The organism is Aeromonas sp. 97A, from assembly GCF_051919185.1.
GTDB classification, from domain to species: Bacteria; Pseudomonadota; Gammaproteobacteria; order Enterobacterales; family Aeromonadaceae; genus Aeromonas; species Aeromonas veronii.
In genome coordinates this window covers 2,905,001-2,931,655 of sequence record NZ_JBQBFF010000001.1, presented here as the reverse complement: position 1 = coordinate 2,931,655, position 26,655 = coordinate 2,905,001, and the positions used below count along the sequence as shown (strand labels likewise).

The 26,655-nt window shown below is 57.6% G+C and carries 23 protein-coding genes and 1 tRNA gene (1 of these 24 running past the window's edge); 12 read left to right on the top strand and 12 right to left on the bottom strand.

Features of this window, described 5'->3' with window-relative positions; translation table 11 throughout:
* Window positions 1–251: 251 nt before the first annotated feature.
* Window positions 252–1,301, bottom strand: coding sequence for an oxidoreductase (locus ACTG27_RS13115; RefSeq protein WP_330124875.1), 1,050 nt, complete (start codon window positions 1,299–1,301; stop codon window positions 252–254).
* Window positions 1,302–1,436: 135 nt separating this feature from the next.
* Entirely contained in the window at window positions 1,437–2,600 is a 1,164-nt protein-coding gene (locus tag ACTG27_RS13110; protein WP_076495766.1) for a multidrug effflux MFS transporter, read from the bottom strand.
* Between the two features lie 238 nt (window positions 2,601–2,838).
* On the opposite strand from ACTG27_RS13110, the gene rdgB reads away from it, so the two are divergent.
* Complete coding sequence (gene rdgB / locus ACTG27_RS13105; RefSeq protein WP_005340539.1) at window positions 2,839–3,435, top strand: RdgB/HAM1 family non-canonical purine NTP pyrophosphatase; 597 nt, start codon at window positions 2,839–2,841, stop codon at window positions 3,433–3,435.
* A gap of 90 nt (window positions 3,436–3,525) precedes the next feature.
* Window positions 3,526–4,671, top strand: coding sequence for a radical SAM family heme chaperone HemW (gene hemW, locus ACTG27_RS13100; RefSeq protein ID WP_330124874.1), 1,146 nt, complete (start codon window positions 3,526–3,528; stop codon window positions 4,669–4,671).
* Window positions 4,672–4,788: 117 nt separating this feature from the next.
* On the opposite strand, the gene ACTG27_RS13095 is transcribed toward hemW, so the two are convergent.
* Together ACTG27_RS13095 and zntR are read right to left on the bottom strand one after the other, a co-directional pair.
* Window positions 4,789–5,028: an alternative ribosome-rescue factor A gene (locus ACTG27_RS13095; protein WP_330124873.1), complete on the bottom strand. Its 240-nt coding sequence runs from the start codon at window positions 5,026–5,028 to the stop codon at window positions 4,789–4,791.
* Window positions 5,029–5,263: 235 nt separating this feature from the next.
* Window positions 5,264–5,698, bottom strand: a complete 435-nt coding sequence (gene zntR, locus ACTG27_RS13090) for a Zn(2+)-responsive transcriptional regulator (protein WP_368152943.1) — start codon at window positions 5,696–5,698, stop codon at window positions 5,264–5,266.
* Window positions 5,699–6,114: 416 nt separating this feature from the next.
* Here zntR and purH point away from each other — a divergent pair, with 416 nt between their 5' ends.
* The 4 genes from purH (at window position 6,115) to ACTG27_RS13070 (ending at window position 10,298) form a co-directional block, all read left to right on the top strand.
* Entirely contained in the window at window positions 6,115–7,707 is a 1,593-nt protein-coding gene (gene purH, locus ACTG27_RS13085; protein WP_042084461.1) for a bifunctional phosphoribosylaminoimidazolecarboxamide formyltransferase/IMP cyclohydrolase, read from the top strand.
* A 114-nt stretch (window positions 7,708–7,821) separates the two neighbouring features.
* Window positions 7,822–9,108, top strand: a complete 1,287-nt coding sequence (gene purD / locus ACTG27_RS13080) for a phosphoribosylamine--glycine ligase (protein WP_005341242.1) — start codon at window positions 7,822–7,824, stop codon at window positions 9,106–9,108.
* 277 nt (window positions 9,109–9,385) lie between these two features.
* A complete protein-coding gene (locus ACTG27_RS13075) occupies window positions 9,386–9,760 on the top strand; it encodes a cytochrome b562 (RefSeq protein WP_005349056.1) in 375 nt (124 codons plus the stop codon).
* Window positions 9,741–10,298 carry a cytochrome b/b6 domain-containing protein gene (locus ACTG27_RS13070; protein WP_368152944.1) on the top strand — a complete coding sequence of 186 codons (558 nt, stop codon included), beginning with the start codon at window positions 9,741–9,743 and terminating at the stop codon, window positions 10,296–10,298. Before ACTG27_RS13075 ends, ACTG27_RS13070 begins: the two co-directional genes overlap by 20 nt.
* 164 nt (window positions 10,299–10,462) lie before the next feature.
* Here ACTG27_RS13070 and ACTG27_RS13065 read toward each other — a convergent pair.
* The 5 genes from ACTG27_RS13065 to rpsU all read right to left on the bottom strand — a co-directional run bounded on the left by ACTG27_RS13065 (window position 10,463) and on the right by rpsU (window position 15,356).
* Window positions 10,463–10,539, bottom strand: a tRNA-Ile gene (locus tag ACTG27_RS13065).
* A 187-nt stretch (window positions 10,540–10,726) separates the two neighbouring features.
* Window positions 10,727–12,622, bottom strand: coding sequence for an RNA polymerase sigma factor RpoD (gene rpoD / locus ACTG27_RS13060; RefSeq protein ID WP_263718854.1), 1,896 nt, complete (start codon window positions 12,620–12,622; stop codon window positions 10,727–10,729).
* A gap of 183 nt (window positions 12,623–12,805) precedes the next feature.
* The gene (gene dnaG, locus ACTG27_RS13055; RefSeq protein WP_111900991.1) at window positions 12,806–14,593 is read right to left on the bottom strand and encodes a DNA primase; all 1,788 of its coding nucleotides are present in this window, start codon (window positions 14,591–14,593) and stop codon (window positions 12,806–12,808) included.
* An 88-nt stretch (window positions 14,594–14,681) separates the two neighbouring features.
* Window positions 14,682–15,125: a GatB/YqeY domain-containing protein gene (locus tag ACTG27_RS13050; protein ID WP_042084472.1), complete on the bottom strand. Its 444-nt coding sequence runs from the start codon at window positions 15,123–15,125 to the stop codon at window positions 14,682–14,684.
* Between the two features lie 15 nt (window positions 15,126–15,140).
* Entirely contained in the window at window positions 15,141–15,356 is a 216-nt protein-coding gene (rpsU, locus tag ACTG27_RS13045; RefSeq protein ID WP_005309452.1) for a 30S ribosomal protein S21, read from the bottom strand.
* A gap of 179 nt (window positions 15,357–15,535) precedes the next feature.
* On the opposite strand from rpsU, the gene tsaD reads away from it, so the two are divergent.
* Window positions 15,536–16,549, top strand: a complete 1,014-nt coding sequence (gene tsaD, locus ACTG27_RS13040) for a tRNA (adenosine(37)-N6)-threonylcarbamoyltransferase complex transferase subunit TsaD (RefSeq protein WP_005340567.1) — start codon at window positions 15,536–15,538, stop codon at window positions 16,547–16,549.
* 244 nt (window positions 16,550–16,793) lie between these two features.
* Here tsaD and ACTG27_RS13035 read toward each other — a convergent pair whose 3' ends face one another.
* Both ACTG27_RS13035 and aspA read right to left on the bottom strand, forming a co-directional pair.
* On the bottom strand, window positions 16,794–18,113 hold the full coding sequence (locus ACTG27_RS13035) for an anaerobic C4-dicarboxylate transporter (RefSeq protein ID WP_376890085.1): 1,320 nt from the start codon (window positions 18,111–18,113) through the stop codon (window positions 16,794–16,796).
* A 125-nt stretch (window positions 18,114–18,238) separates the two neighbouring features.
* Window positions 18,239–19,681 carry an aspartate ammonia-lyase gene (aspA, locus tag ACTG27_RS13030; RefSeq protein ID WP_005340569.1) on the bottom strand — a complete coding sequence of 481 codons (1,443 nt, stop codon included), beginning with the start codon at window positions 19,679–19,681 and terminating at the stop codon, window positions 18,239–18,241.
* Between the two features lie 442 nt (window positions 19,682–20,123).
* Here aspA and ACTG27_RS13025 point away from each other — a divergent pair, with 442 nt between their 5' ends.
* Window positions 20,124–20,600 (top strand): FxsA family protein, encoded by a 477-nt coding sequence (locus ACTG27_RS13025; RefSeq protein ID WP_005340570.1) that lies wholly within the window; start codon window positions 20,124–20,126, stop codon window positions 20,598–20,600.
* Window positions 20,601–20,647: 47 nt separating this feature from the next.
* Here the strand turns inward: ACTG27_RS13025 and ACTG27_RS13020 are convergent, their stop codons facing one another.
* Window positions 20,648–21,982: an MATE family efflux transporter gene (locus ACTG27_RS13020; RefSeq protein ID WP_234918731.1), complete on the bottom strand. Its 1,335-nt coding sequence runs from the start codon at window positions 21,980–21,982 to the stop codon at window positions 20,648–20,650.
* 260 nt (window positions 21,983–22,242) lie between these two features.
* Between ACTG27_RS13020 and ACTG27_RS13015 the strand changes: the two genes are divergently transcribed.
* From ACTG27_RS13015 to ACTG27_RS13000, 4 genes are all read left to right on the top strand, one after another.
* The gene (locus tag ACTG27_RS13015; RefSeq protein ID WP_005340573.1) at window positions 22,243–22,536 is read left to right on the top strand and encodes a co-chaperone GroES; all 294 of its coding nucleotides are present in this window, start codon (window positions 22,243–22,245) and stop codon (window positions 22,534–22,536) included.
* Between the two features lie 43 nt (window positions 22,537–22,579).
* Entirely contained in the window at window positions 22,580–24,214 is a 1,635-nt protein-coding gene (gene groL, locus ACTG27_RS13010; protein WP_005340575.1) for a chaperonin GroEL, read from the top strand.
* 102 nt (window positions 24,215–24,316) lie between these two features.
* Window positions 24,317–24,817, top strand: a complete 501-nt coding sequence (locus ACTG27_RS13005) for a molybdopterin-binding oxidoreductase (protein WP_019444953.1) — start codon at window positions 24,317–24,319, stop codon at window positions 24,815–24,817.
* A 23-nt stretch (window positions 24,818–24,840) separates the two neighbouring features.
* Window positions 24,841–26,655 carry the 5' portion of a putative bifunctional diguanylate cyclase/phosphodiesterase gene (locus ACTG27_RS13000; protein ID WP_439979779.1) on the top strand. 117 nt of this gene lie beyond the right edge of the window, so the window shows 1,815 of its 1,932 coding nt (coding positions 1–1,815); it begins with the start codon at window positions 24,841–24,843; the stop codon falls past the right edge of the window.

Genomic DNA, 26,655 nt, shown 5'->3' with positions numbered 1-26,655 from the left:
GTTGCCCGGTATTGAAACAAGAAGCCGGGAGGCAGCAGGCGGGCGCAATATAGCCCCATTAGTTACCGATGAAAACGGATATCACAATGACATTTTTTCGTGCCGTGGATAAAAAGCTCCACTGCAACGACTGATATCAATACAAGATGCCGTTAAATGGTGCTGATTGCGCAATAAAACACCGCTTTGCTGTCATCTCATGGCGGTTTAACAAGGTCAAGGTTGGTCAAGCGTGGCCGATGACCCGCACCTTAGTCAGACAGCTTCTGACAGGGCAGCCGTTTTCCCTCAAGGTGGCTCTGACGGGCCAGATCCAGCAGCGCCATCACCGCCAGCGCTTCACTTGCTGGCACCGGGTTGCTTCCCTCGCCCTTGATGGCGGCGCAGACACCGCGATAGTAGGCGCCATAATCCCCGGCCTCACCCACCACGCTCTGCTGCTGCAACTGACCATCGACAATGCGGCTGAGCTGACCGGGTTCACTATCAATGCCCCAATCCGCCGCCGGTGGCCGCTTGCCCAGCTTGAGCTGGTCTTCCTGTACATCCATACCGCATTTCACGAACGAACCCTGGTTGCCGTGGACGATGAAACGCGGCATGGTGGCCGAGACCAGACAGCTGCCATGCAGAATAACCCGCAGGGCACCGTAACCCAGCACCACATGGAAGTAGTCGTCCGCTAGTGCGCCGGGGCGCTGCTCGGCCAGATCGGCCTGCAACCAGTCCGGTTGGCCGAACAGCTGCAATGCTTGATCCAGCACGTGAGGGCCGAGATCGAACCAGAGGCCGGAACCCGGGCCACCCGCTTCGCGCCAGCGCTGGCGAACCTCGGGGCGATAGCGATCGAAGTGGGATTCGAACTGGGCGAGCTGTCCCAGCGTCCCCTCGGCAATCAAACGGCGCACGGTAAGGAAATCCCCGTCCCAACGGCGGTTGTGGAAGATGCTGAGCAGTCGCTGCTGCTTTTCGGCCAGTTCGACCAGTGCTTTCGCTTCTGCCAGATCCAGTGCAAAGGGCTTGTCGATCACCACATGTTTGCCTGCCAGCAGCGCCTGGCGGGCGAGGGGGGCGTGGGTGTCGTTGGGGGTGGCGATCACCACCAGATCGACGGTCTCATCGCTTAGCACCTCCTCCAGTGAACCGACTCGGCAGCCGGGCAGATCGGCCTGCACCTTGGCGGCATCGCGGCTTACCACCCAACTCAGGGACAAGCCCGGCGTGGTGGAGAGGAAGGGGGCGTGGAAGGTCTTGCCTGCAAAGCCATAGCCCACCAGGGCTGCGTTGAGAGTGTGGCTCATCGGGAGTTCTCCGCTGACATCGAGTGAGTGGGGTTGCCATCGCAGGCTCTCTGCCGGATGGCCATTCGTTGTAAAGGCGATACAAACGAGAAGGGGGCCGATGGCCCCCTGAGTGTGCCCATCAGAGCACAGGATTTATTGCAAACACAAGCGGCGACCGCGTCGGGTCATCAGCATCACCAGAGGCGGCAGCAGCAGCCACATATGCAGCGCCAGCTGGCTGAGCGGGTCGTGCATCAGGGCACCAGTCAAGCCAACGAGGGCGCCGGATCCGCTCATCTGGAACAGGCCGAGCAGAGCGGCGGCGGTACCGGCGCAGTGGCCGAACGGTGCCAGCGCCATCCCGGCAGCCGAGCCCAGAATCATGGCAAAGCCGATGCTGGAGAGGAACACCGGCCCCATCATCGCCAGCGGGTGCTCGATATGCATGGCCAAAGTCAGGGTGATGGCCGAGAGCATCAACACCAGCAGGCCGATGCGCAGGGTACGTCTTGGCCCCACCTTGGCGATAAAGCGCGGCGCCATAAAGCAGGCCAGAATGTTGAGCGCGGCGTTGGCGGTAAACCAGTAGCTAAAGCCGCTCATGTCCAGCCCCAGTTTCACCATCAGCTGCACCGGTGCGGCGGTGACATAAGCGAGGATCACCGCCATCGCCAGCATGCACAGGGACGCGTTGAACAGGAAGCTGGGGGAGCGCAGCACCGGGCTGTAGCGAGACCAGCTGATGAGGGCCCCTTCACTGCGGGTCTCCTCCGGGCGGGTCTCCGGCATCCGCCACATCAGCCAGCTGCCGACGATGAGCGCATAACCGGCCATAAACCAGAAGTTGGCAGACCAGCCCGCCTTGGCGGTGAGCCAGCCACCGAGCAGGGGGGCCAGCGCAGGAATAAAACAGATGGCGCCATTGAGATAGGAGATCATCTGGCCGCTCTTTTTCGGGCCGTAGCTGTCACGTACCACCGAGAAGGCGGCAACCGAAGTGGCGCAGGCGCCAAAGCCCTGCAGCACTCGCGCCAGCATCAATTCGCCGAGGCTGGCGGCAAAGCCGGCCCCCAGCGCGCTCAGGCCATAGAGCAGCACGCCGCCCAGCGCGATGGGCTTGCGACCGTAGCGATCGGCCAGCGGGCCAACAAGCAGTTGCCCCAGCCCCATGCTGAACAGGAACCAGGTGATGGTGCCCTGCATCAGTGTCACTTCGGCGCCCAGCTGCTCGGCCATCTGCGGAATGGCGGGCAGGTAGATGTCGATAGCCAGCGGACTGAACAGCACCAGTAGTACGAGTAAAAGTATCAATGGCATCTGTCACCTCTTTAGTCAGCCAGGTTAATGAATTGGGGCGCGAGTCTACTGACTCACAGTAATGAATAGAAATGGTATTTAATCACTTTGGTTATTCCATTATGGAAACATGTATTAAAAAGCTGGTTATTCGATGGCGGCAAATCCCCCGTAACCCCATCACAGCGGGTGTAATTGACGCTTTTACTAAACGCTTGCGCCGCATAGAATGCGCAGATTATTTTTGCGGAGGTGCTCGATGAACAAGCTTGTCCTGGCAACAGGTAACCAGAAAAAGGTGAAGGAATTGGCCGCCATGCTGGCCGATATGAAGATCCAGGTGATCCCACAGAGCGAGTTTGCGGTCTCCGATGCCGATGAGACCGGCACCACCTTCGTCGAGAATGCCATCATCAAGGCCCGCCACGCCGCCCGCATTACTGGTCTGCCCGCCGTGGCCGATGACTCCGGACTGGAAGTCGATCTGCTGCAAGGGCGCCCCGGCGTCTACTCCGCCCGTTTTGCCGGTGTGGGGGCTGGTGACAAGGCCAACATCGAGAAGCTGCTCGGCGAGCTGCAAGGTGCCCCCGAGTACCTGAAGAGTGCCCGCTTCTGGTGTGTGCTGGTCTATATGCGCCACGCTGACGATCCCACTCCCATCATCTGTCAGGCGAGCTGGGAAGGGATGATCATCGACGAGCCGCGCGGTCAACATGGCTTTGGCTATGATCCAGTATTCTTCGTGCCGGATCACGACTGCACCGCCGCCCAGATGCCCGCCGAGCTGAAGAACCAGCTGAGCCATCGCGGTCAGGCGCTGGCAAAGCTCAAAGCGGCGCTGGCTGCGGCGCACTGAGTCACTTCGCCACCTTGTCGGTTACACACGGTCAATTACACATAGTCATCTACAATGGGGGCCTTGAGCCCCCGTTTTATTGGAAGCCCCATGCTGCAACTGCCGCCGCTCTCTCTCTATATTCATGTGCCCTGGTGCGTCCAGAAGTGCCCTTACTGTGACTTCAACTCCCATGCCCAGAAGGGGGAATTGCCTCATCTAGAATATGTCGCTGCCCTGCTGGAGGATCTGGATCAGGATCTGAAGTGGGCACAAGGGCGGCCGCTCTCCTCGATCTTTATCGGCGGCGGCACCCCCAGCCTGTTGACGGTGGAGGCGATGCAAGCCTTGCTGGACGGGGTACGGGCCCGCATTGTGCTCACCGCAGATTGCGAGATCACCATGGAGGCCAACCCGGGCACGGTGGAGGCGGACAAGTTCGCCGGTTTCCAGCGCGCCGGCATCAACCGTATCTCCATCGGGGTGCAGAGCTTCCAGCAGGAGAAGCTGACCCGGCTTGGGCGCATTCATGGCCCGGAAGAGGCGCGCAAGGCCGCCGCACTGGCCCACGCCATCAAGTTGCCCACCTTCAATCTGGATCTGATGCACGGTCTGCCGGATCAGAGTCTGGATGATGCCCTTTATGACCTGCAGCAGGCGATCGACTGCGCCCCGCCGCACCTCTCCTGGTATCAGCTCACCATAGAACCGAACACTGCCTTTGCCTCCAAACCGCCCAAACTGCCGGAAGATGACACTCTGTGGGACATCTACGAGCAGGGTCACGGCATGCTCACCGCCAGCGGTTATCGCCAGTACGAGATCTCGGCTTATGCCAAAGAGGGCTACCAGTGCCATCACAACCTCAACTACTGGCGCTTTGGTGACTATCTGGGGATCGGCTGTGGTGCTCACGGCAAGGTGACCGATCTCGCGGATCAGCAGATCCTGCGCACCGCCAAGGTGAAGCATCCAAAAGGGTATCTGGACAAGAGCCGTCCCTATCTGGACGAGCAGTGGCAGGTGACGGCAGACGATCTGCCGCTCGAATACTTTATGAACCGCTTCCGCCTGTTTGAACCTGCCCCCAAGGCGGAGTTCGAGGCCTATACCGGCTTGCCGCTGGAGCGGGTCGAGACGGTGCTCGCCATCGCCCGGAGCAAGGAGCTTATCGAGGATCTGGGGGATAGCTGGCAGCTCACTTCTCTCGGCCATCGCTATCTCAACGTGTTGCTCGAACTGTTTATGGATGAGTGAGTGGCCTGTTGAGACGCGCTGTTGAGGCAGTGAGTTGGCGTTGCCAAATCGCTTCTTCTGTCAAAACAATCAGGGCGCCAATGGCGCCCTGATTGTTTATGGTCGGTAGAAACCCGCTCAGCAGCAGACGCGGATCATCTGCTGTTGGCCGGGCTCCCACCGCTTGCCGAATTTGGCCTTGCGCTGGTAACTCCCCTTGCCCTTCTTGTTGCGCTCGACCCGGCTGCGAAACAGGGGATCGGAGAGCAGGGCATGCAGATGGTTATCCTTTATCTCGCCGCGCTGATGGGCATAGCTGCCCCCTTGCGCATTTTCCTCACGGGGGAGGGCGGGTTGGTCGATCCGGATCTTGGCCATGATGGCTCCTCTTCTTTTCTCTTGGTGTGTTGATGCTTGTGTCTGGATGGCGGTTTTCGCTGCGGGCGCCTGTTCAGATGAGCGCCCGGCAACCGGATGCACTGGCACCGGTTAAAAACGCGGCGATTTTGTCACCAAATCGCCGCCGGAGCAATGCGTCGGGCACGCCGAGTCAGTCACTCTGAGCTAGGCACGCTCAGTCAGGCGTACCATGTCAGCCGTGAACCGGGTCATGCTAGTCGTGGCTGTGATGCTCGTGATGGGCCGGGGCGCCAGATTCCAGTGTCTCGAGGATGGCGCAGTGCTCCGCCGAGCGCGGCCCGCCGCAGCAGATATTGGAGAGCTCGCGCAGGTTGTCGCGAAAGCGGGTCAGTTCGATGATCTTCTGCTCCACCTGGGCCAGCTTGGTGTCGGCCATAGCTTTCACCTCCTGACAGGTGACTTTGGCCTTGTTGGTATCGAGGTCGAGCAGCTCGCCGATATCGGCCAGCGAGAATCCCACCGACTTGGCGCGAATGATGAACTCCAGCCGCCGCTTGTCCTGTTCACTGTAGAGGCGGTAGCCGGATTCGTTGCGGATCCCCGGTGAGATAAGCCCGTTCTTCTCGTAAAAACGCAGGGTATCTGCCTTGACCCCGCACGCCTTGGCCAGTTCACCGATCCGATACATGCTCTTTTCTCCCCTTGAATGTATGCCGCCACAAAAACCGGAATCCACTATCACCCCTTTGCCCATGGATTGCCAGCCAAGGGCATAAAAGGGGCAGATAAACATCTCCTGGCGACCCTTTTTCCCATAAAACACTGAAAGTGCAAACGTTTCGAGAAAATCAAGTGGAAAACGTTTAACGCCGCGCCAAATAAGGCTTTGCTGTTTCAAAAAATCCACCACAGGTCACATTTTTTGTGTAGAATACGCGCCCATAACAGAGCGCCGCACCAAGCGGGCATTTCTTAAAACGCTTTTGCCGGATGTTGGGGCGAGAGTGGTTTGCGAAATCCCCCACTTCCATTTATTTGGGGACTCTCTGTGTTGAGCCTCGCCTCCCATGGAACGGTCCCCGTTATGTTGAGGACGATAGTGTGATGGAACAAGCTCGACCCATTCGCCGTGCACTGCTGAGTGTGTCTGACAAAACTGGCATTCTGGAATTTGCCAAGGCACTCAACGAGCGTGGTGTTGCCCTGCTCTCCACGGGCGGTACCGCCAAGCTGCTTGGCGAGGCGGGTCTGCCGGTGACCGAGGTCTCCGACTACACGGGTTTCCCTGAAATGATGGATGGCCGGGTCAAGACCCTGCATCCCAAGGTTCATGGCGGCATCCTCGGCCGTCGGGATCAGGATGACGCCATCATGGCCCAGCACGCTATCTCCCCCATCGACATGGTTGTCGTCAACCTCTACCCCTTTGCTGCCACCGTGGCCAAAGCGGGCTGCACCCTGGCGGATGCGGTCGAGAACATCGACATCGGCGGCCCGACCATGGTGCGTTCTGCCGCCAAAAACCATAAAGATGTCGCCATCGTCGTCAAAGCTGCCGACTATGATCGGGTTATTCGCGAAATGGATGCCAACGGCAACAGCCTGAAACTGGCGACCCGTTTCGATCTGGCCATCGCCGCCTTCGAGCACACTGCTGCCTACGACGGTATGATCGCCAACTACTTCGGCACCATGGTTCCTTCTTACGGTGACAACAAGGAGGGTGACGAGGAGTCCCGCTTCCCGCGCACCTTCAACAGCCAGTTCATCAAGAAGCAGGACATGCGTTACGGCGAAAACAGCCATCAGGCTGCCGCCTTCTACGCCGAAGAGCATGCCGCTCCGGGTTCTGTCTCCAGCGCTATCCAGCTGCAGGGCAAGGCGCTCTCCTACAACAACATCGCCGATACCGATGCTGCGCTGGAGTGTGTTAAGGAGTTCGACGAGCCGGCCTGCGTCATCGTCAAGCATGCCAACCCCTGCGGTGTAGCCATCGGTAACGACCTGCTGAGTGCCTACGATCGCGCCTACCAGACCGACCCCACCTCTGCCTTCGGCGGCATCATCGCCTTCAACCGTGAGCTGGATGGTGCCACTGCCGCAGCCATCGTGGCCCGCCAGTTTGTCGAAGTGATCATCGCCCCCACCGTCAGCCAGGAGGCCCGCGATGCGGTCGCTGCCAAGCAGAACGTGCGTCTGCTCGAATGCGGTCAGTGGACGGCACCGGCGCAAGGCTTTGACCTCAAGCGCGTCAACGGCGGCCTGCTGGTACAGGAGCGGGATCTCGGCATGGTGACGCTGGGTGATCTGACCGTGGTCAGCAAGCGCCAGCCGACCGAGGCAGAGCTGCAAGATCTGCTGTTCTGCTGGAAAGTGGCCAAGTTCGTCAAATCCAACGCCATCGTCTACGCCAAAGATGGCCAGACCATCGGCGTCGGCGCAGGCCAGATGAGCCGTGTTTATTCGGCCAAAATCGCCGGTATCAAGGCGGCGGACGAAGGGCTGACCGTGGCGGGCTCCGTGATGGCCTCCGATGCCTTCTTCCCGTTCCGCGACGGTATCGATGCTGCCGCGCAGGCCGGTATCTCCTGCGTGATCCAGCCGGGTGGCTCGATGCGCGATCAGGAGGTGATCGACGCCGCCGACGAGCACGGTATGTGCATGGTCTTCACCAACATGCGCCATTTCCGTCATTGATGGGTCAGGGGCTGCCGATGGCGGCCCTTTTGTTGTCTCTTTTCAACTGACTATTTCCACTGACTGACGGCCCGGGTGGCCGTCCAGTGACCACAAATAGAAGCGAGCGATACGATGAAAGTACTGATCATTGGCAACGGTGGCCGCGAACACGCCCTGGCCTGGAAGGCCAAACACTCCCCGCTGGTACGCCACGTTTTTGTGGCGCCGGGCAATGCGGGCACCCAGCTTGAGCCGGGTGTCGAGAACGTCGCCATCGAGGCGACCGATATCGAAGGGCTGCTGGCCTTCGCCAAAGAGAAGCAGGTCGGCCTCACCATCGTCGGGCCGGAAGCGCCGCTGGTGAAAGGGGTGGTGGATGCCTTCCGCGCCGCCGGTCAGCCCATCTTTGGCCCGACCGCTGCCGCTGCCCAGCTGGAAGGCTCCAAGGCTTTCACCAAGGATTTCCTGGCCCGTCACGCCATCCCGACTGCCGAGTACCAGAACTTCACCGAAGTGGAGCCAGCACTCGCCTACTTGCGCGAGAAGGGCGCCCCCATCGTCATCAAGGCCGATGGTCTGGCGGCGGGCAAGGGGGTGATTGTCGCCATGACCTTGCAGGAGGCGGAAGATGCGGTGCGCGACATGCTCTCCGGCAATGCCTTTGGCGAAGCGGGTTCCCGGGTGGTGATTGAGGAGTTTCTGGAGGGGGAAGAGGCCAGCTTCATCGTCATGGTCGATGGCGAGCACGTGCTGCCGATGGCCACCAGTCAGGATCACAAGCGGGTTGGCGACGGTGATACCGGCCTCAACACCGGCGGTATGGGGGCTTACTCCCCGGCGCCTGTAGTGACCGCCGAGGTACATCGACGCGTGATGGAGCAGGTGATCATGCCGACTGTGCGCGGCATGGCGGCCGAGGGCAACGTCTACACCGGTTTCCTCTACGCCGGTCTGATGATCGACGGCGCAGGCAATCCCAAGGTGATCGAGTTCAACTGCCGTTTCGGCGATCCCGAGACCCAGCCCATCATGCTGCGGATGCAGTCCGATCTGGTAGAGCTCTGTCTGGCGGCTTGCGCAGGCAAGCTGGATCAGAAAGAGGCCATCTATGATCCCCGCGCCGCTATCGGCGTGGTGTTGGCGGCGGGAGGCTATCCCGGCGATTACAGCACCAACCACCCCATCAGCGGCTTGCCGGTGGATGAAGTGGCGGGCGAGAAGGTGTTCCATGCCGGTACCCGCCTGGAGGGCGATACCAGCCTGACCGCTGGCGGCCGCGTGTTGTGCGCCACGGCGCTGGGCCACACTGTGGCAGAAGCCCAGCAGCGTGCCTATCAGCTCGCTGGCCGCATCAAGTGGGATGGCGTCTTCTACCGCAAGGATATCGGCTGGCGCGCCATTGCTCGCGAACAGGAGTAACTGACGCCAGCAAATGGCCAGCTGATTCAGACCCCGCTACGGCGGGGTTTTTTGTCCCTGTTTACCGCTTTCAACCATCCTCATGGTGCGCGTCACCGGCGTTCAGTCAGTTACCAAGCGCAAACAAGCGCGGCATATCTGTCACTATTTGCCACAAAAAACAGCATTTTTCACAAACGTTTCACCATGAGTCATGGCATCATGCTGGTGATGAATTCTTGTTTGGATTCATAAGTACCCCTAACAATTCGAGCATGTCGTTATATAAGGAAATCCCATGTTGAAAACCGTCCGCCCCCTGCTGTTGCCCCTGATGTTTGGCCTGATGACCCTGCCTGCCGTGGCGGGTGATCTGGAACAGCCGATGAAGAAGATTGGCTTCAACTACAAGCAGGCCGTCAAGGCTGATGATGCAGCCACCATGGAGAAGCACATCAACGAGATGAAGGCCCAGCTGGATGTGGCCAAGCAGAAGAACATGCCGGCCGCCAAGAAAGAGAAATTCCTTGAAGGGATGAACGAGGTACAGACCGAGCTGGACGCCAGCCTGGCCGCACTCAAGGCGGGTGATGAGGCCAAGGCGCGCGAACATCTGGCCAAGGTCAACGACCTGAAGAAGGAGTACCACAAATATGCCAAGCAAAAAGGGTGAGCCCTTTCGCTGGGATCCGCTGGTTCGCCTGACCCACTGGGGCTTGGTGGTGGTCTGCATCAGCAATCTCTGGGTTAACGAAGCGGGCGAGGAGTGGCACGAGTGGCTGGGTTACGGCGCCATTGGGCTGGTCTCCTTGCGTCTGCTCTGGGGGCTCACTTTTGCCCGTGGCTATGCCCGCCTTGGTGCCCTCATCCCCAGTGGTGAGGATTTTCGCCAGCAGGCGCGCGAGATGCGTGAGCGGCAGCCTCCGGCACCGGGTCATCACGGCAGCGGCAAGCTGGCCGTGTGGGCGCTCTGGCTGGTTGTGCTGGCGACCGCTGGCAGCGGCTGGTTTCAAAATACCGAGACGGGATTTGAACTGGGGGCTGACGAGTGGCATGAGTGGTGCGTGGTGGCGCTACAGGGGCTGATAGGTCTGCACCTGCTGGCCATCGTCTTCACCTCCTGGCGTCAGCGCAGCAATCTGGTTACCCGGATGCTGCCTGCCATCGGGCGTCGCTCGTCCATCCAGAGCGGCAGCAACGAGCAAACCTGAGGCTCAGCATTAGGCTCCTTGTCACTGAGTGAGGCGCCTGATCCGGACCCTGCCCAGACCCGCCCATGGCGGGTCTTTTCTATGACCTCATCGAGCTTATCACGGGACATTGCCCGATCAGCAGATGCAAAAAGGCCGCTCATGATGAGCGGCCTTTTCTAATTTGGTGGCCCCTGGGGGACTTGAACCCACGACCAATCGATTATGAGTCGACTGCTCTGACCAACTGAGCTAAGGGGCCAAATTGTGTGTTTAGCGGCGTGGATTATAGGGGAAGAGGAAAGGGCAGTCTATAGGCATATCAACCACTTGGCGACTAATTGTCCAGCTTGATTGAGGGCGCAAAGCGGGTCGCAAGGGTAAATGCCAGACAAAACAAAGCCCCGCATGGCGGGGCTTTGGCAGAGCAGTTTGACACAGGGTCAGGACTATTCGTCCAGGAAGCTGCGCAGCACTTCCGAGCGGCTCGGGTGGCGCAGTTTGCGCAGTGCCTTGGCTTCGATCTGACGAATACGCTCACGGGTAACGTCGAACTGCTTGCCCACTTCCTCGAGGGTGTGGTCAGTGTTCATGTCGATACCGAAACGCATCCGCAGTACCTTGGCTTCGCGGGCGGTCAGGCCAGCCAGCACTTCGCGGGTGGCGTTGCGCAGGCTTTCGCTGGTCGCCGCATCCGCTGGCAGAGCCAGGGTGGTATCTTCGATAAAGTCGCCCAAGTGGGAATCTTCATCATCACCGATGGGCGTCTCCATGGAGATAGGCTCTTTGGCGATTTTCAGTACCTTGCGGATCTTGTCTTCCGGCATGCCCATGCGCATCGCCAGCTCTTCCGGGTTCGGTTCACGACCCATCTCCTGCAGCATCTGACGGGAGATACGGTTGAGCTTGTTGATGGTCTCGATCATGTGTACCGGGATACGGATGGTACGGGCCTGATCCGCGATGGAGCGGGTAATCGCCTGACGGATCCACCAGGTGGCATAGGTTGAGAACTTGTAGCCACGACGGTATTCAAACTTGTCTACCGCCTTCATCAGACCGATGTTGCCCTCCTGGATCAGATCCAGGAACTGCAGACCGCGGTTGGTGTACTTCTTGGCGATAGAGATAACCAGACGCAAGTTGGCCTCAACCATCTCTTTCTTCGCACGGCGGGCCTTGGCCTCACCGATGCTCATGCGGCGGTTGATATCCTTGATCTGGGCAATCGACAGACCGGTCTCTTCTTCAATCTGCTGCAGCTTGCCGATGGCGCGCTGAATATCCTCGTCCATTTCAACCAGACGGGGAGACCAGGCTTTGCCAGCCTGCTTCTGGTATTCGAACCAGGCAGTTTCACACTCGTTGTTGGTGAAGGCCGCGACGAAGGTTTTCTTCGGCATCTTGGCCTGCTCAACGCAGAGCTTCATGATGATGCGTTCCTGCACGCGGACGCGCTCCATCATTTCACGCATGTTGTTAACCAAGCGATCGAACTGCTTGGGCATCAGGCGGAATTGGCGGAATACATCGGCCAGCTGGGCGATGGCGGCCTGGGTATCTTCGTGCGCGCGACCATTCTTCTGAATGGAGAGGCGGGTCACTTCATACTGGGCACGCAGTTCGCCAAACTTCTCGCGAGCGACTTCCGGATCTGGACCACCGTCACCGTCGTCGTCAGAGCTGTCGCCATCTTCGTCTTCGTCTTCTTCGTCTTCTTCATCTTCGTCGGCCAGATCGTCTTCGCCGAGTTCGGAACCGATATGCGTGGCGGTAGGCGCCATATCTTCAGTTTCGTTCGGGTCAATAAAGCCAGAGATGATGTCAGAGAGACGCAGCTGCTCGGCTTCGTACTTGTCGTACTGTTCGAGCAGGTAAGTAATTGCTTCAGGGTACTCGGCTACGGAGCTTTGTACCTGGTTGATACCGTCTTCGATCCGCTTGGCGATGTCGATTTCGCCTTCACGGGTCAGCAGTTCGACGGTACCCATTTCCCGCATGTACATGCGGACGGGATCGGTCGTGCGACCAATCTCAGATTCAACAGATGCCAGAGCCTGGGCCGCTGCTTCGGCAGCGTCCTCATCGGCGGTACCACCTTCAGCCATGATAAGGTCATCGGCATCCGGAGCGTTTTCAACCACTTGAATGCCCATATCGTTGATCATCTGAATGATGTCTTCGATCTGGTCTGAATCGACAATGTCTTGCGGGAGGTGATCGTTCACCTCGGCATAGGTCAGGTAGCCCTGTTCTTTACCTTTGGCAACGAGGAGTTTAAGCTGAGACTGCGGGGTTTGCTCCATAGAACTCATCCGGTTGGTGTTGCTAGGTTGCGCGTACAGTGCGCTGCTGCGCAAATAGCCAATTCTAATAGAAAACCGCCAGACATGCTATGTCTGGTTGCGGCGTCGGTCATGAGAAACCCCTGCCCGCAGTATTGTCGGGGCCAGGCGGTTATAAAATTTTTGCTTTTCATCCCGTCGATTCGGGCAACGCTATCCATATTGGGACTAATCACTCAAATATCAAGCCCCACTTTCATTTCTTTTCTCAATTTGCACCTCTCTTATCAGCATCATCAGCTCTTGGGTTTCTTCGGAGCTTAGTCCTTCCTGAGCCACTTTGGCCTGCAATTCTTCGATCCGCTGTTTCAGAAACTGGTTGATGAAGCCGACGAAGGTGTCCTGCAATTCTCCCAGAATATCCGGCTCCTGATCGAGTTTGATCTCCTCGAACAGGTCGTGCATGGCCAGCTGAGCAAGGATCTCTCCCTCCTTGGTACCACGCCAGTGTTCCAGCAGGATACCGGTTGTGATACTAGGCTGTGCCAGGATCTGCTGGTGCAGTTGCAGCAGGAACTTGATGCCCTGTACGCGTAGTCCGGCCAATTCCGGCATGGGGGGAAGCTCAGCCGTTACTGCCGGATATTGCACCATCAGTGCCAGCGCACGCCGCAGTGGGGTCAGCTTGGCTGCCTTGGGTTTGTTGACCTCGGCCTTGGGCTGACTGTTGCGGGCAAAGAGCTCGGCGATGCGCTGTTTGTTCTCACCCCAACGCATCATGCTGGAGAGACGAGTGATCAGCCCTTCGCGGGTAAACCCTTCCGGTACGCGACGAATAAGCTCGGCGGCCTTGTTGGCCACTTCGAACTTGCCTGCCTCACCGGAGAGCGCCGCATCCCGGCCGAGACGCTCGAACATGAAGTCGGCGAACGGCTGGGCTTCATCGAGCAGGGCTTCAAAGCCCTCCTTGCCGATCTGGCGTACCAACGAGTCGGGATCCTCGCCATCGGGCAGGAACACGAACTTCAGCTCGCGGCCATCCTGCAGATGAGGGAGGGCATTATCCAGCGCGCGCCACGCGGCTTCACGACCAGCATTGTCGCCGTCGTAACAGCAGACCACCTCGGCGGTGGTGCGAAACAGGGTGTGGATATGGTCGCTGGTCGTTGCAGTACCCAGCGCCGCCACCGCATAGTCGATGTCGTACTGACCGAGTGCCACCACATCCATGTAGCCTTCCACCACCAGGATCCTGCGTGGATCCTTGTGTGCCTGCTTCACCTCGTAGAGACCGAACAGCTCCCGCCCTTTATGGAAGATGGGGGTTTCCGGCGAGTTCAGGTACTTGGGGGTGCCATCACCCAGCACCCTGCCACCGAAACCGATAACCCGGCCACGCTTGTCGCGGATCGGGAACATGATGCGATCGCGGAAACGGTCATAACTGCCCGGGCCATTGTCACGGGTGATCAGCATGCCGCCCGAGATAAGCAACTGCTCGTGATCCCGGCTGGCACCAAAGCGGCGGCGCACCTGATCCCAGTCGCTGGGTGCATAACCGATGTTGAAGCGCTTGACTACTTCGCCGGTCAGGCCACGTCCCTTGAGGTACTCCACCGCGTGGGGGGCACTCTTGAGATTGCTCTCGTAGAAGCGGGCTATCTGGTTCATCAGCTCGAACAGATCCTTGCTGACTGCGGGCTGGCTATTGGCCGAGCCGCCGATGCTCTGCTCGCGAGGCACCTGCATGCCCTGCATGCTGGCGAGCTCTTCGATGGCATCGGGAAATTCGAGACCGTCGTACTCCATGACAAAGCCGATGGCATTGCCGTGGGCGCCACAACCGAAACAGTGGTAGAACTGCTTCTCCTGGCTGACGGTAAAAGAGGGGCTTTTTTCGTTATGAAAAGGGCAGCAAGCCTGGTAGTTCTTACCGGCTTTTTTCAGCCGCACTCGCGAGTCGATCAGCTCGACTATGTCTGTGCGTACGAGCAGATCGTCGATAAAGGATTGGGGGATCCTGCCTGCCATAACCGTCCTGTTTCATTGCGGAGAAAATAAAAAAGCCGCGCATTCCAAGGGAAGCACGGCTTCTTCGACCAAACAAGAGAGTTGCCTGTTACGCCAAGCGGGTTTTCACCTGAGCACTGACGGCGCCGACATCGGCACGCCCCTGAATTTTCGGCTTCAAGACAGCCATGACCTTGCCCATATCAGCCATGATGGCAGCACCACTTTCAGTGATGGCTTGCTCGATCAGGGCGGCAATTTCATCTGCGGTCAGCTGTTGCGGCAGGAATTCCTGCAACACAACGATCTCGGCGGACTCTTTGTCGGCGAGATCCTGGCGACCGGCAGCTTCAAATTGGCTGATGGAATCGCGGCGCTGTTTGACCATTTTGGTCACGACAGCGAGGATATCCTCATCATTCAGCTCGATACGGGTATCGACTTCACGTTGCTTGATTTCTGCCATCAACAAGCGGATCGCTCCCAGACGTGCCTTATCTTTGGCAAGCATGGCGAGTTTTTGCTGATCCTTGAGTTGATCCTTCAGAGACACGGCAATATCTCCCGATTAGTACAGGCGGATACGACGTGCGTTTTCGCGAGACAGCTTCTTGGCGTGACGCTTGACAGCAGACGCTTTGGCGCGCTTACGAATGGTAGTCGGCTTCTCGTAGAACTCACGGCTACGAACTTCGGACAGGATACCGGCTTTTTCGCAAGAACGCTTGAAACGACGCAGAGCAACGTCAAACGGCTCATTTTCACGGACTTTGATTACTGGCATGTGCCTTTCACCTCAGTGATAAATTGTTAGCTGACCTTCAATCGATCAGCATGTCTTAAAATGGTGCGAAATTATACTCTGGACAGGGAATGAAAGTAAACCCGCAGAGATCGCTCTGGTTTAAAAAACCCGCGAAGGTTACCATAGCCGTCTCATTTTAGCAGTGAAATTTTTTAGCAATGCGTGTATTGGGCATAGAGACATCCTGTGACGAAACCGGGATCGCGATCTTCGACGATCAAAAAGGGATCCTTTCCCATCAGTTATACAGCCAGGTCAAGCTGCATGCGGACTACGGTGGCGTTGTCCCCGAGCTCGCCAGCCGGGATCATGTTCGCAAGACGATCCCGTTGATCCAGGCCGCATTGCAAGAGGCGGGACTGGGCAAAGATGACATCGACGGCATCGCGTATACCGCGGGTCCGGGTCTGGTTGGCGCCATTCTGGTGGGAGCCACTATTGGTCGTTCGCTGGCGATGGCATGGAACAAGCCTGCTATCGCCGTCCACCATATGGAAGGCCACCTGCTGGCTCCAATGCTGGAAGAAAAGGCCCCCGAGTTCCCCTTCGTGGCTCTGCTGGTCTCCGGTGGTCACTCCATGCTGGTGCGGGTTGACGGCATCGGCAGCTATCAGCTGTTGGGCGAATCCATCGACGATGCCGCTGGCGAAGCGTTCGACAAGACCGCCAAGCTGATGGGGCTGGACTATCCGGGTGGTCCGCTGCTCTCCCGTCTGGCCGAGAAGGGCACTAAGGGGCGCTTCCACTTCCCCCGTCCCATGACTGACCGTCCCGGGCTCGACATGAGCTTCTCGGGCCTCAAGACCTTCACAGCCAACACCATCGCCGCCAATGGTGATGATGAGCAGACCCGTGCCGATATCGCTCGGGCGTTTGAAGATGCGGTGGTCGATACCCTGGCCATCAAGTGCCGTCGTGCCTTGAAAGAGACAGGTCTCACGCGTCTGGTGGTCGCCGGTGGCGTCAGTGCCAACCGTCATCTGCGTGCCCAGCTGGCGGAGCTGATGGAGAGCCTCAAGGGCGAGGTGTTCTATCCGCGCACCGAATATTGCACCGATAACGGCGCCATGATCGCCTACGCCGGTATGCAGCGCCTGAAAGCGGGCGTGTTTGAGCCGCTGGCGGTCAAAGCCGTGCCGCGCTGGCCGCTGGATACCCTGGATCCGGTCTGAACCGATGGATCCCGCCTTCTGGCGTGGTGGTGAGTACCATGGTGGCCTACTACTCCGGCAATCCGGCAGCGGTGGTTATAGCGCTGCTGGCACGCTGATGTGGTGTCTGCTGTCGCCGTGGTTGAGCCATACGGATAAGAGGTCAGCCCTCTTGCTTGCAGACAGCCAAGCACAGAGTAAAAAGATAAAAAAATCCCCGCCAACTGGCGGGGATTTTTTGTTTGGCGATCGGCAGACTATAGGATTACAGCAGGATGCCGCCGAAGAAGAAGCCCAGTGCCACGGCGATGGCGATGGTGGCGGTGCCCGGTACGAAGAAGGGGTGGTTGAACACCGCTTTTCCAATACGGGTGGAGCCGGTGTCGTCCATCTCTACCGCGGCCAGCAGGGTCGGGTAGGTCGGCAGTACGAACAGGGCGCTCACGGCTGCGAAGGAGGCAATCGCAGTCAGCGGGCTGACACCCAGTGCCAGAGCAGCAGGCATCAGGGCTTTGGTGGTTGCACCCTGTGAGTAGAGCAGCATGGCGGCAAAGAACAGCACCACAGCCAGCAGCCAGGAGTACTGGTTCAGCAGGTCGCCAGCGATCAGCTGGATGGTGTCCATGTTGCCTTTCACGAAGACGTTACCCAGCCAGGCCACACCCAGTACGCAGATACAGGCGGACATACCGGACTTGAAGGTCGGCATGTTGGTGACCTGGGTGGCGTCCAGTTTGCACACCAGAGTCATGATGGTGGCCGCGGCCAGCATGATGCCCATGATGGCGCCGTCACGGGGGATCGGCGGGTTGGTGATCAGACCCACTTTACCGGAGATGGCAGTGGCATAAGCCATGACAGCAACGATGGCGGCGATGAAGATCCAGACAGACAGTTTGGCGTACGGTTTGATCTCGAGCTTGGTAGTACCACGCAGTTTGATCAGGCCCTTGCCTTTACGCTCCAGATAGACTTCGTCCTGCTCCAGCGGCTTGCCCATCATGTTGGCAATGAAGGCGCCCAGGATACAGGCCAGGAAGGTAGAGGGGATGCAGATGGCCAGCAGGGTCAGGTAGTCAACACCAAACGGCTCGAGCATGCCGGAGAAGGCAACCACAGCGGCAGAGATCGGGGAGGCTGTGATGGCGATCTGGGAGGCGACAACCGCGATGGAGAGCGGACGGGATGGGCGGATCCCTTGCTCTTTGGCCACTTCAGCGATCACCGGCAGGGTGGAGAAGGCGGTATGACCGGTACCGGCCAGCATGGTCATCAGATAGGTAACCACCGGAGCGGCGAAGGTGATGTATTTGGGGTTCTTGCGCAGCGCTTTTTCTGCCAGGAAGACCAGATAGTCCATCCCGCCAGCCAGTTGCATACAGGCGATGGCGCAGATGACGGACGCGATGATCATGATCACATCCCAAGGGATGTAGCTGACCAGTTGATCGCTCGGGATGGGCATGCCCAGACCCCACGTCAATACCAGTACCCCCAGACCACCGGCAAAGCCGATGCCGATGCTGCCTATCCGGGCCCCCAGATAGATAGCGGCGAGCACGACAAGTAACTCGATTCCAATCATAGCGATAACTCCATTTTTTAGTTTTTGGTTTTTATTTGGCAAAAAGCCAATTCCCGATCGGACTGGGGATAAAGACCAATCGGGAACTGACTTTATGGGCCGGGAAGATCCCGGCCCACACTCGCTTATACGGCCGCTTCGCGGGTGAAACGCTTGGCTTTGTATTGCGGGTTCATCAGGTTCTCGATGGAGAGAATTTCGTCCAGCTGCTCGGCGCTCAGCAGACCGCGCTCAAGAACGACTTCACGGACGTTCTTGCCGGTCTGGGCACAGATCTTGCCGACGATATCCCCTTCGTGGTGGCCGATGAAGGGGTTCAGGTAGGTCACGATACCGATGGAGTTCAGCACGTGATTCATGCAGATTTCCGGGTTGGCGGTGATACCTTCCACGCACTTCTCGCGCAGGGAAATACAGGCTTTTTCCATCAGGCTCAGGGATTCGAACATCGCCTGACCAATCACCGGCTCCATGACGTTCAGCTGCAGCTGACCGGCTTCGGCGGCGAAGGTGATGGTGATGTCGTTACCGAATACCTTGAAGCAGGATTGGTTGACCACTTCCGGGATAACCGGGTTGACCTTGGCCGGCATGATGGAGGAGCCCGCCTGCATTTCCGGCAGGTTGATCTCTTTCAGTGCAGTGCGCGGGCCGGAGGAGAGCAGACGCAGGTCATTACAGATCTTGGACAGCTTCATGGCCAGACGCTTGATGGCGCCGTGCAGCATGACGTAGGCGCCACAGTCGGAGGTCGCTTCGATCAGATCTTCTGCTGGCACATAGGCACGACCGGTGATCTCGGCCAGACGCTTGATGGCCAGTGCAGAGTACTCGGGCGGAGTGTTCAGACCGGTACCGATGGCGGTCGCGCCCAGGTTCACTTCCAGCAGCAGCTCCTGGCAACGTTTGATGGACTTGATCTCTTCACGCAGGGTCACGGCGAACGCGTGGAACTCCTGACCCAGAGTCATCGGAACCGCATCTTGCAGCTGGGTACGGCCCATCTTCAGGATGTTTTTGAACTCTTTCGCTTTGGCATCGAATGCCGCGATCAGGTGCTCCAGCGCGTGCAGAGTCACGTCAGTGCTGTTGACCACAGCAACGCGGAAACCGGTCGGGTAGGCATCGTTGGTGGACTGGCACTTGTTGACGTGGTCGTTCGGGTTGATGACGTCGTAACGGCCTTTCTCCAGACCCATGATTTCCAGGGCGATGTTGGCCAGTACTTCGTTGGTGTTCATGTTGACGGAGGTGCCGGCACCACCCTGGTAAACGTCGACCGGGAACTGGTCGAAGCATTTGCCGGTGTTCAGCATCAGGTCGCAGGCTTCTACGATCTTGTCAGCAATTTCAGGACGGATGGTACCCAGTTCACCGTTTGCCAGCGCAGCGGCCTTCTTGGTCAGCACCATACCGCGGACGAATTCCGGAACGTCAGAAATCTTCTGAGAGCTGATCTTGAAGTTCTCGACAGCGCGCAGGGTGTGCACACCGTAGTAGAGATCATTGGAAACTTCTTTGGTGCCCAGCAGGTCTTCTTCAATGCGGACGTTCTTGATGTCGCTCATTGTAATGCCTCAGAAATCAGATAAATGGAAAAATCCTCACCGAGTGGTCGCGAGTTCCTTGCGCACAGCTCATCCTGAAGCACCACACATCGAGTGGGGCGGTTGGGAGAATGACCTCCCGAAAAACTAATCAATATACTACTCCAATTGAGGTATCGGTTATTAGAGGTGGATCACTAAATTTGCGACATTTTCAAATTACTTTGAGAAAAGTACACATATGTTATGAAGTTTTTATCATGATGATTTTTATAAATTTTTGTGACTTTTTGCTGGTTTTTTAGATTGCTGATGACGTAGGAGTCAGTTGGCCAACTTGAAAAGAGGGGGGCCGCCCCCATTTATTCAGGGCAGAAAGTGGTGATGACGGGGCGGCAAACTCGCCTCTGGCCATCGTTGGATGGGCGCCACTTTTTCTCAATTTACCGGTGCTGGAGTGGATATGGGCAAGTTGTTTTTGTTGTTGGTGGGTCTGGTTGTGCTGGAGCTCACCGTGATGATCGAGGTCGGCTCGGTAATCGGGGCGTTGCCGACTGTCGGCTTGCTCATCCTGACAGCGGTATTGGGCTCCTCACTGGTGCGCAGTGAAGGGATCAAGACCCTGTTCAGCGCCCAGCAAAAGATGCAGATGGGCGAGATGCCGGGCCGCGAGGTGATGGGGGGCATGATGCTGGCGTTGGCCGGTTTGCTGCTGATTATCCCGGGTTTCGTGACCGACATTTTCGGTGTGCTGTTGCTGCAACCCTGGCTGCGTAACAAACTGGCTGACAAGCTGATCGGCAGCAGCCAGTTCCGGATGCAGATGGGTGGCTTCCAGCGTACTCAATCGCCGTTTGGCAACGCACCGTCCGATGATCATCTGGGGAACGCCAAGCAGGGCGGCACCACCATCGAAGGCGAATTTGAGCGCAAAGAGTGAGCGCAAAGAGTAATCGACGAGACGAAAACCCGAGGCGAGTGACTGAATCAGGGTTTGCCTTGATGGCACAAGGTCTCGAAGCGGTGTCGGGCATACCACCATGCGAGGGTGCCCGCCGCCAGATTGGCCAGCAGTATCCCCAGATATATCCCCTGTTCTCCCCCCAGCTTTGCCCCCAGCCAGGCTCCTGGCAACAGAAAACCAAACAGCCGCAATCCGTTGAACAAAAACGAGATACTGGATGCTCGCACGCCATTGAGTGCCGAGGCCAGCAGCATCACCATGCCCTGAAAGCCGTAACCGATCGGCACCAGATGCAGATAGAGAATGATGAGGCGAATGACCTGCGGATGATCGCTGAACAGGTTGGCGATGAGTGGCGCCAGTAGCCAGGTCAGGCCATAGATGGCGAGCTGGAACAGCAACGCAAACCTCATGCAGCTTTGCAGCGCAGCCTTGGCGCGGGCCGGATTGCCAGCGCCGCAGTTTTGCGAGATGAAAGGGGCCAGCACGGAGGCGAGTGCCATCATCACAATCAGCAGCAGTGCCTCGACCCGCGACGCGGCACCATAAGCCGCCACCACTTCGGTACCCAGTCCTGCAAAGATCGTCATCAGTACCGCATTGGCCAGGGGGTTGAGCATATTGGTAAAAGAGGCGGGGACGGCGACATGGAGCAGCGCCCGCCAGTGGGTCAGCAACCGGGCCCGCGGCGAGAGGCGCCACAGCAGCAAGCCTTCCCGATGACGCAGGATATAGAGGCTGACCAGCATCGCCATCAACCAGGAGAGAGAGGTCGCGATAGCGGCCCCGCGGATCCCCCATTCGGGAAAGGGGCCGATACCGAAGATCAACAGAGGATCCAGTACCCCGTTGACCAGCCCGGCTACGGCCATCACCAGACTGGGGGTTTTGGTATCGCCGGTCGCCCGGATGGCGGCATTGCCCACCATGGGCAGCACCAGCATGGGGACGGTGAGATACCAGATCAGCATGTAGTCATGGATGAGAGAGATAAGCTCGGCACTGGCCCCCAGCAGAGTAAACAGAGGCTTGATGGTGAGAGCTCCCCCCGCGGAGAGCAGGGCCACCATGATCACCGCCAGAAACAGGCTGTCGGTGGCGAGATGGGCTGCCTCATCGTGTTTGCCCTGCCCCAGGGTATGACCGATCACCGCTGACAATCCGGCGCCCAATCCCATCGCCAGCGAGGTAACCACAAAAGTGACGGGAAAGGTAAAACTGATGGCGGCCAGAGCGTCGGTTCCCAGCATACCGATAAAAAAGGTATCGACCAGATTGAAGGCCAGAATGGCGATGATGCCGAAGATCATGGGGCCCGTCATCTGGCGCAGTACGACCGGAATAGGGGCTGTCAGCATGGGGTTGGTGCGGGTCAAAGGCTCGTCTCTACAGCTGGCTTTGAAGGTTCTTGCATGGAAACCGGGCGGCTTGAACCGACCTTGCACCAGAGTGCGGACATGGCTGAACCATCGAAGATGTTTATAGTACGTGAAAAAATTTTTTTTGTATTTGCCCTTGAAGGGTTAGCAACTCTGCCCCACATCAGGGACATATCCGATTTGGCCTGGAACGGCCATTCCTCAAAGCAACAATGAGACTCATTTTGGGAGAGTTATCGATGAAAATTCGTCCACTGCACGACCGCGTCATCATCAAGCGCATCGAAGCTGAAGCCAAATCTGCCGGCGGTATCGTCTTGACTGGTACTGCGGCCCAGAAGTCCACCCGTGGTGAAGTGCTTGCCGTGGGGACTGGTCGCATCCTGGATAATGGCGAAGTCAAAGCGCTGGCCGTGAAGGTTGGTGACAAAGTTATCTTCAACGAAGGCTACGGTGTGAAGACCGAGAAGCTGGATGGTCAGGACGTCCTGATCCTCTCCGAAACCGACATCCTGGCGATTGTCGAAGAGTAATCCATCCTCCTTTTCCCCGAATTGATTTAAGGATTGAAGAAAAATGGCAGCTAAAGACGTTAAGTTTGGTAACGAAGCCCGCATCAAGATGCTGGAAGGCGTAAACATCCTGGCTGATGCCGTCAAGGTGACTCTGGGCCCGAAAGGCCGCAACGTGGTGCTGGACAAGTCCTTCGGCGCCCCGACCATTACTAAAGATGGTGTGTCTGTTGCGCGCGAAATCGAGCTGGAAGACAAGTTCCAGAACATGGGCGCCCAGATGGTCAAGGAAGTGGCTTCCAAGGCGAATGATGCCGCCGGTGACGGTACCACTACTGCAACCGTTCTGGCTCAGGCCATCGTCAACGAAGGTCTGAAAGCCGTTGCCGCCGGTATGAACCCGATGGATCTGAAGCGCGGTATCGACAAGGCCGTTGTGGCTGCTGTTGCCGAGCTGCAGGCGCTGTCCCAGCCTTGTGCTGACAGCAATGCTATCGCTCAGGTGGGCACCATCTCCGCCAACTCCGACGAGAAAGTGGGCAAGCTGATTGCCGAAGCCATGGACAAAGTGGGTCGCGATGGCGTCATCACCGTTGAAGATGGTCAGGGTCTGGAAGATGAGCTGGCAGTTGTTGAAGGTATGCAGTTCGACCGCGGCTACCTGTCCCCCTACTTCATCAACAAGCAAGAGACCGGTTCCGTTGAACTGGACGACCCGTTCATCCTGCTGGTTGACAAGAAAGTCTCCAACATCCGCGAAATGCTGCCGGTGCTGGAAGGCGTTGCCAAAGCTGGAAAGCCGCTGCTGATTGTTGCCGAAGACGTAGAAGGCGAAGCCCTGGCCACTCTGGTGGTCAACACCATGCGCGGTATCGTGAAAGTGGCTGCCGTCAAGGCGCCTGGCTTCGGTGACCGTCGCAAGGCCATGCTGCAGGATATCGCCGTACTGACTGGCGGTACCGTCATCTCTGAAGAAGTTGGCATGGAGCTGGAAAAAGCGACGCTGGAAGATCTGGGTCGTGCCAAGCGCATCGTCATCACCAAAGAGAACACCACCATCATCGATGGCGTGGGTGATGCCGGTGTGATCGAAGGTCGTGTTGCTCAGATCCGTCAGCAGATCGAAGAGACCTCTTCCGACTACGATCGTGAGAAGCTGCAAGAGCGCGTAGCCAAGCTGGCTGGCGGTGTTGCCGTGATCAAGGTTGGCGCAGCCACCGAAGTCGAGATGAAAGAGAAGAAAGCCCGCGTTGAAGATGCCCTGCACGCTACCCGCGCCGCGGTTGAAGAAGGCGTGGTTGCAGGTGGTGGTGTTGCGCTGGTTCGCGTTGCAGCCAAACTGGCTGGTCTGCGCGGTGACAACGAAGACCAGAACGTCGGTATCAAGGTTGCCCTGCGCGCCATGGAAGCCCCGCTGCGTCAAATCGTCATCAACGCCGGTGAAGAAGCCTCCGTCATTGCCAATGCAGTGAAGAACGGCGAAGGCAACTTCGGTTACAACGCTTACAGCGAACAGTATGGCGACATGCTGGCCATGGGCATCCTGGATCCGACCAAGGTAACCCGTTCCGCCCTGCAGTTTGCCTCTTCCATCGCCGGTCTGATGATCACCACCGAGTGCATGGTCACCGAACTGCCGAAGAAAGATACCCCTGCCATGCCTGACATGGGCGGCATGGGTGGCATGGGCATGATGTAATCATCCCCCCTTGCTCTGTTTGACAAACGGCTCGCTCAAGGCGAGCCGTTTTTTTATATCTGGCTAAACTGAGTCTGTTGAGACAGCAAATCTGGGGGAGATATGAAAATGTTTGGTTGGCTGACACTACTGTGTTCATTGGTCATCATGCCGGTGATGGCTGCTGAGGCGCTGACGGGGCCGGTGATCCTGAAAGTCGGTGGCAACATCAGGTCGGCAGACGAAGTTGATGGCAAGGTGTTGTTTGATCTGGCAAAACTACAGGCTCTGCCGCAACATGAGATAGTGACAGGCAACCCGTGGGTGGATAAGCCGCACACCTACAGAGGCCCAAAACTGGCCGATGTATTGGCTGCAGTCGGTGCGGATGGCAAGACCATTACGTTGACGGCACTGAACAGTTTCCAGGTCCGCATTGAATGGGACAAGGTTGCCAAATACGAGCCCATTCTTGCATGGGAAGACAATGGCGCTGTCATGCGTGTGCGTGACAAGGGGCCGGTCTGGTTTATGCTGCCTCTTGATCAATATCCGGAATTGAAGCGATCCGAATATACCGACATGATGATTTGGCAGCTGGATTTGATAGACATTCAGCACTGATAAAAACAGCACGGGAGCATGGGGTGAAAGGAAAGACTAGGGCGTGGCCACTGCTCGTCATTCTGTATGTATCCATCCTGTTGTTTACCGGGAGCACCCTCTATTGCCTGATGCAAATCCAGAATGCGACCAGAGCGATGGAGAAATACACCTATGATGTCTCCTGGGCGCTGATGCAGTTGCAGCTGGAGCTCGGTCGTTTCCTCAATGCGGTAGAGGTCTATCACTATGGCGGGATTGATCATGACGCCTTGATGTTGCGTTATGACATTCTTTGGAGCAGAACGCCCATCCTGTTGAGCGGCCAGCTGCGCAAGAGCATGCAGGACAAGCAGAAAACCTTGCGTCTGGTGCAGCTGATTGAAACCAATATTCGCCAAATAGAGCCCGACATCATCAAGTTGCAAAGCGGGGCATCTGACTATCAGCAGATCATGATGCGCCTTGCCCCGCTGCAAGAGCCGCTCTCTTACTCCCTCGCTTCTGTGATGCAGAAGAACATCAACGTCTATTCCGAGAACGATCGCCATTTTGGCCAATTGCGCAATGCCTTGTTGCTGATGGTCTCCGGTCTGGTCATGTCAGTGCTGCTGCTCAGCATGCTACTTATATATGAAGGGCGTCGCCATTTCAGAGCGGCCAGACGGGATCCGCTGACCGGGTTGTCCAATCGGGTTGCTTTGCTGGAGCGAATGGAGCTGTACGCCACACAGGAAGTGCCGTTTGGGCTGGTGCTGGTCGACATCAACGACTTCAGGGATATCAACAGCAAGTTTGGCTATGACACCGGTGATTATCTGCTTTGTGAGTTTGCTGCCCGGATCAGAGTACTCTGTGAAGAGGGGGAGTTGAGCGGACGTCTGGGGGGGGATCAATTTGCCATTATCCAGCGTGGCAGCAGTGATCTGCGTCAGGTCAGGGAGCTGGTAGCGCGATTGCTGCATGCGCTGAAGCAAGATATCGTCTATGACAACTATCCCTTCCGGCTTGAAGTCGGGATCGGGATTGCCTTCTATCCGATGGACAGCGACAAGACTCAGGAGTTGCTGAGTCGTGCGGAACAGGCCCTGTTCCATAGTCGCAAGACCCATGTTCCCTATGTGATTTACGATAACTCCCTGCTCAACGAGACGGCGCGGCGCAAACATCTGGCGTCGGACATGATCATGGCGCTGGAACACAATGCGCTGGAACTCTATTACCAACCCATCGTCAATCTAGAGAGTGGCCGCTGCGAAGCTGTCGAGGCTCTGTTGCGCTGGCGGCATCCGGAACTCGGTTTCATTCCGCCAAACGAAGTGATCATGGTAGCTGAGGAGTTCCAGCTTGCCGAACGGGTTGGGAGCTGGGTGCTGAACACAGCTTGCGAGCAGCTCTATCAGTGGCACCAGCTTGGTATGGTTGATCTGCAAATGTGTGTGAATATCTCGCCAGGCATGTACCAGCGTAATTTGCTCAAACTGGTGGCCAAGGCATTGATGGAGCACCACCTGCCTGCCCGTAGCCTGGTCTTGGAGGTCACGGAAGATACCACCATGCGCGAAGTGAAGAACTCGCTGCAACTGATGCAGGATCTCAATCAGCAGGGGGTACTGCTGGCATTAGACGATTTTGGGACTGGTTATTCATCTTTGAGTTATCTGCAAAAGTTACCGGTCAGCAAGGTGAAGATCGACCGCTCCTTTATACAAGGCATTGACACCTCAATGGAGGCATCCGAACTGGTCGCCAATATTTGTCGGATGGGAGCCATGCTGGGCAAGAGTCTGGTGTGTGAAGGTATTGAGACACAGGCTCAGTTGGATGTACTGCGATCTCTGACCGACATCCACTTGTAT

Excerpts from the sequence above, each read along its gene's own strand:
- rpsU (WP_005309452.1), bottom strand. The coding sequence starts at position 15,356 with ATGCCAGTAATCAAAGTCCGTGAAAATGAGCCGTTTGACGTTGCTCTG.
- groL (WP_005340575.1), top strand. The coding sequence starts at position 22,580 with ATGGCAGCTAAAGACGTTAAGTTTGGTAACGAAGCCCGCATCAAGATG.
- ACTG27_RS13070 (WP_368152944.1), top strand. The coding sequence starts at position 9,741 with ATGCCAAGCAAAAAGGGTGAGCCCTTTCGCTGGGATCCGCTGGTTCGC.
- aspA (WP_005340569.1), bottom strand. The coding sequence starts at position 19,681 with ATGAGCGACATCAAGAACGTCCGCATTGAAGAAGACCTGCTGGGCACC.
- ACTG27_RS13020 (WP_234918731.1), bottom strand. The coding sequence starts at position 21,982 with ATGCTGACAGCCCCTATTCCGGTCGTACTGCGCCAGATGACGGGCCCC.
- hemW (WP_330124874.1), top strand. The coding sequence starts at position 3,526 with ATGCTGCAACTGCCGCCGCTCTCTCTCTATATTCATGTGCCCTGGTGC.
- purD (WP_005341242.1), top strand. The coding sequence starts at position 7,822 with ATGAAAGTACTGATCATTGGCAACGGTGGCCGCGAACACGCCCTGGCC.
- ACTG27_RS13095 (WP_330124873.1), bottom strand. The coding sequence starts at position 5,028 with ATGGCCAAGATCCGGATCGACCAACCCGCCCTCCCCCGTGAGGAAAAT.
- tsaD (WP_005340567.1), top strand. The coding sequence starts at position 15,536 with ATGCGTGTATTGGGCATAGAGACATCCTGTGACGAAACCGGGATCGCG.
- zntR (WP_368152943.1), bottom strand. The coding sequence starts at position 5,698 with ATGTATCGGATCGGTGAACTGGCCAAGGCGTGCGGGGTCAAGGCAGAT.
- ACTG27_RS13025 (WP_005340570.1), top strand. The coding sequence starts at position 20,124 with ATGGGCAAGTTGTTTTTGTTGTTGGTGGGTCTGGTTGTGCTGGAGCTC.
- ACTG27_RS13015 (WP_005340573.1), top strand. The coding sequence starts at position 22,243 with ATGAAAATTCGTCCACTGCACGACCGCGTCATCATCAAGCGCATCGAA.
- ACTG27_RS13115 (WP_330124875.1), bottom strand. The coding sequence starts at position 1,301 with ATGAGCCACACTCTCAACGCAGCCCTGGTGGGCTATGGCTTTGCAGGC.
- ACTG27_RS13075 (WP_005349056.1), top strand. The coding sequence starts at position 9,386 with ATGTTGAAAACCGTCCGCCCCCTGCTGTTGCCCCTGATGTTTGGCCTG.
- purH (WP_042084461.1), top strand. The coding sequence starts at position 6,115 with ATGGAACAAGCTCGACCCATTCGCCGTGCACTGCTGAGTGTGTCTGAC.
- ACTG27_RS13005 (WP_019444953.1), top strand. The coding sequence starts at position 24,317 with ATGAAAATGTTTGGTTGGCTGACACTACTGTGTTCATTGGTCATCATG.
- ACTG27_RS13035 (WP_376890085.1), bottom strand. The coding sequence starts at position 18,113 with ATGATTGGAATCGAGTTACTTGTCGTGCTCGCCGCTATCTATCTGGGG.
- ACTG27_RS13110 (WP_076495766.1), bottom strand. The coding sequence starts at position 2,600 with ATGCCATTGATACTTTTACTCGTACTACTGGTGCTGTTCAGTCCGCTG.
- rdgB (WP_005340539.1), top strand. The coding sequence starts at position 2,839 with ATGAACAAGCTTGTCCTGGCAACAGGTAACCAGAAAAAGGTGAAGGAA.
- dnaG (WP_111900991.1), bottom strand. The coding sequence starts at position 14,593 with ATGGCAGGCAGGATCCCCCAATCCTTTATCGACGATCTGCTCGTACGC.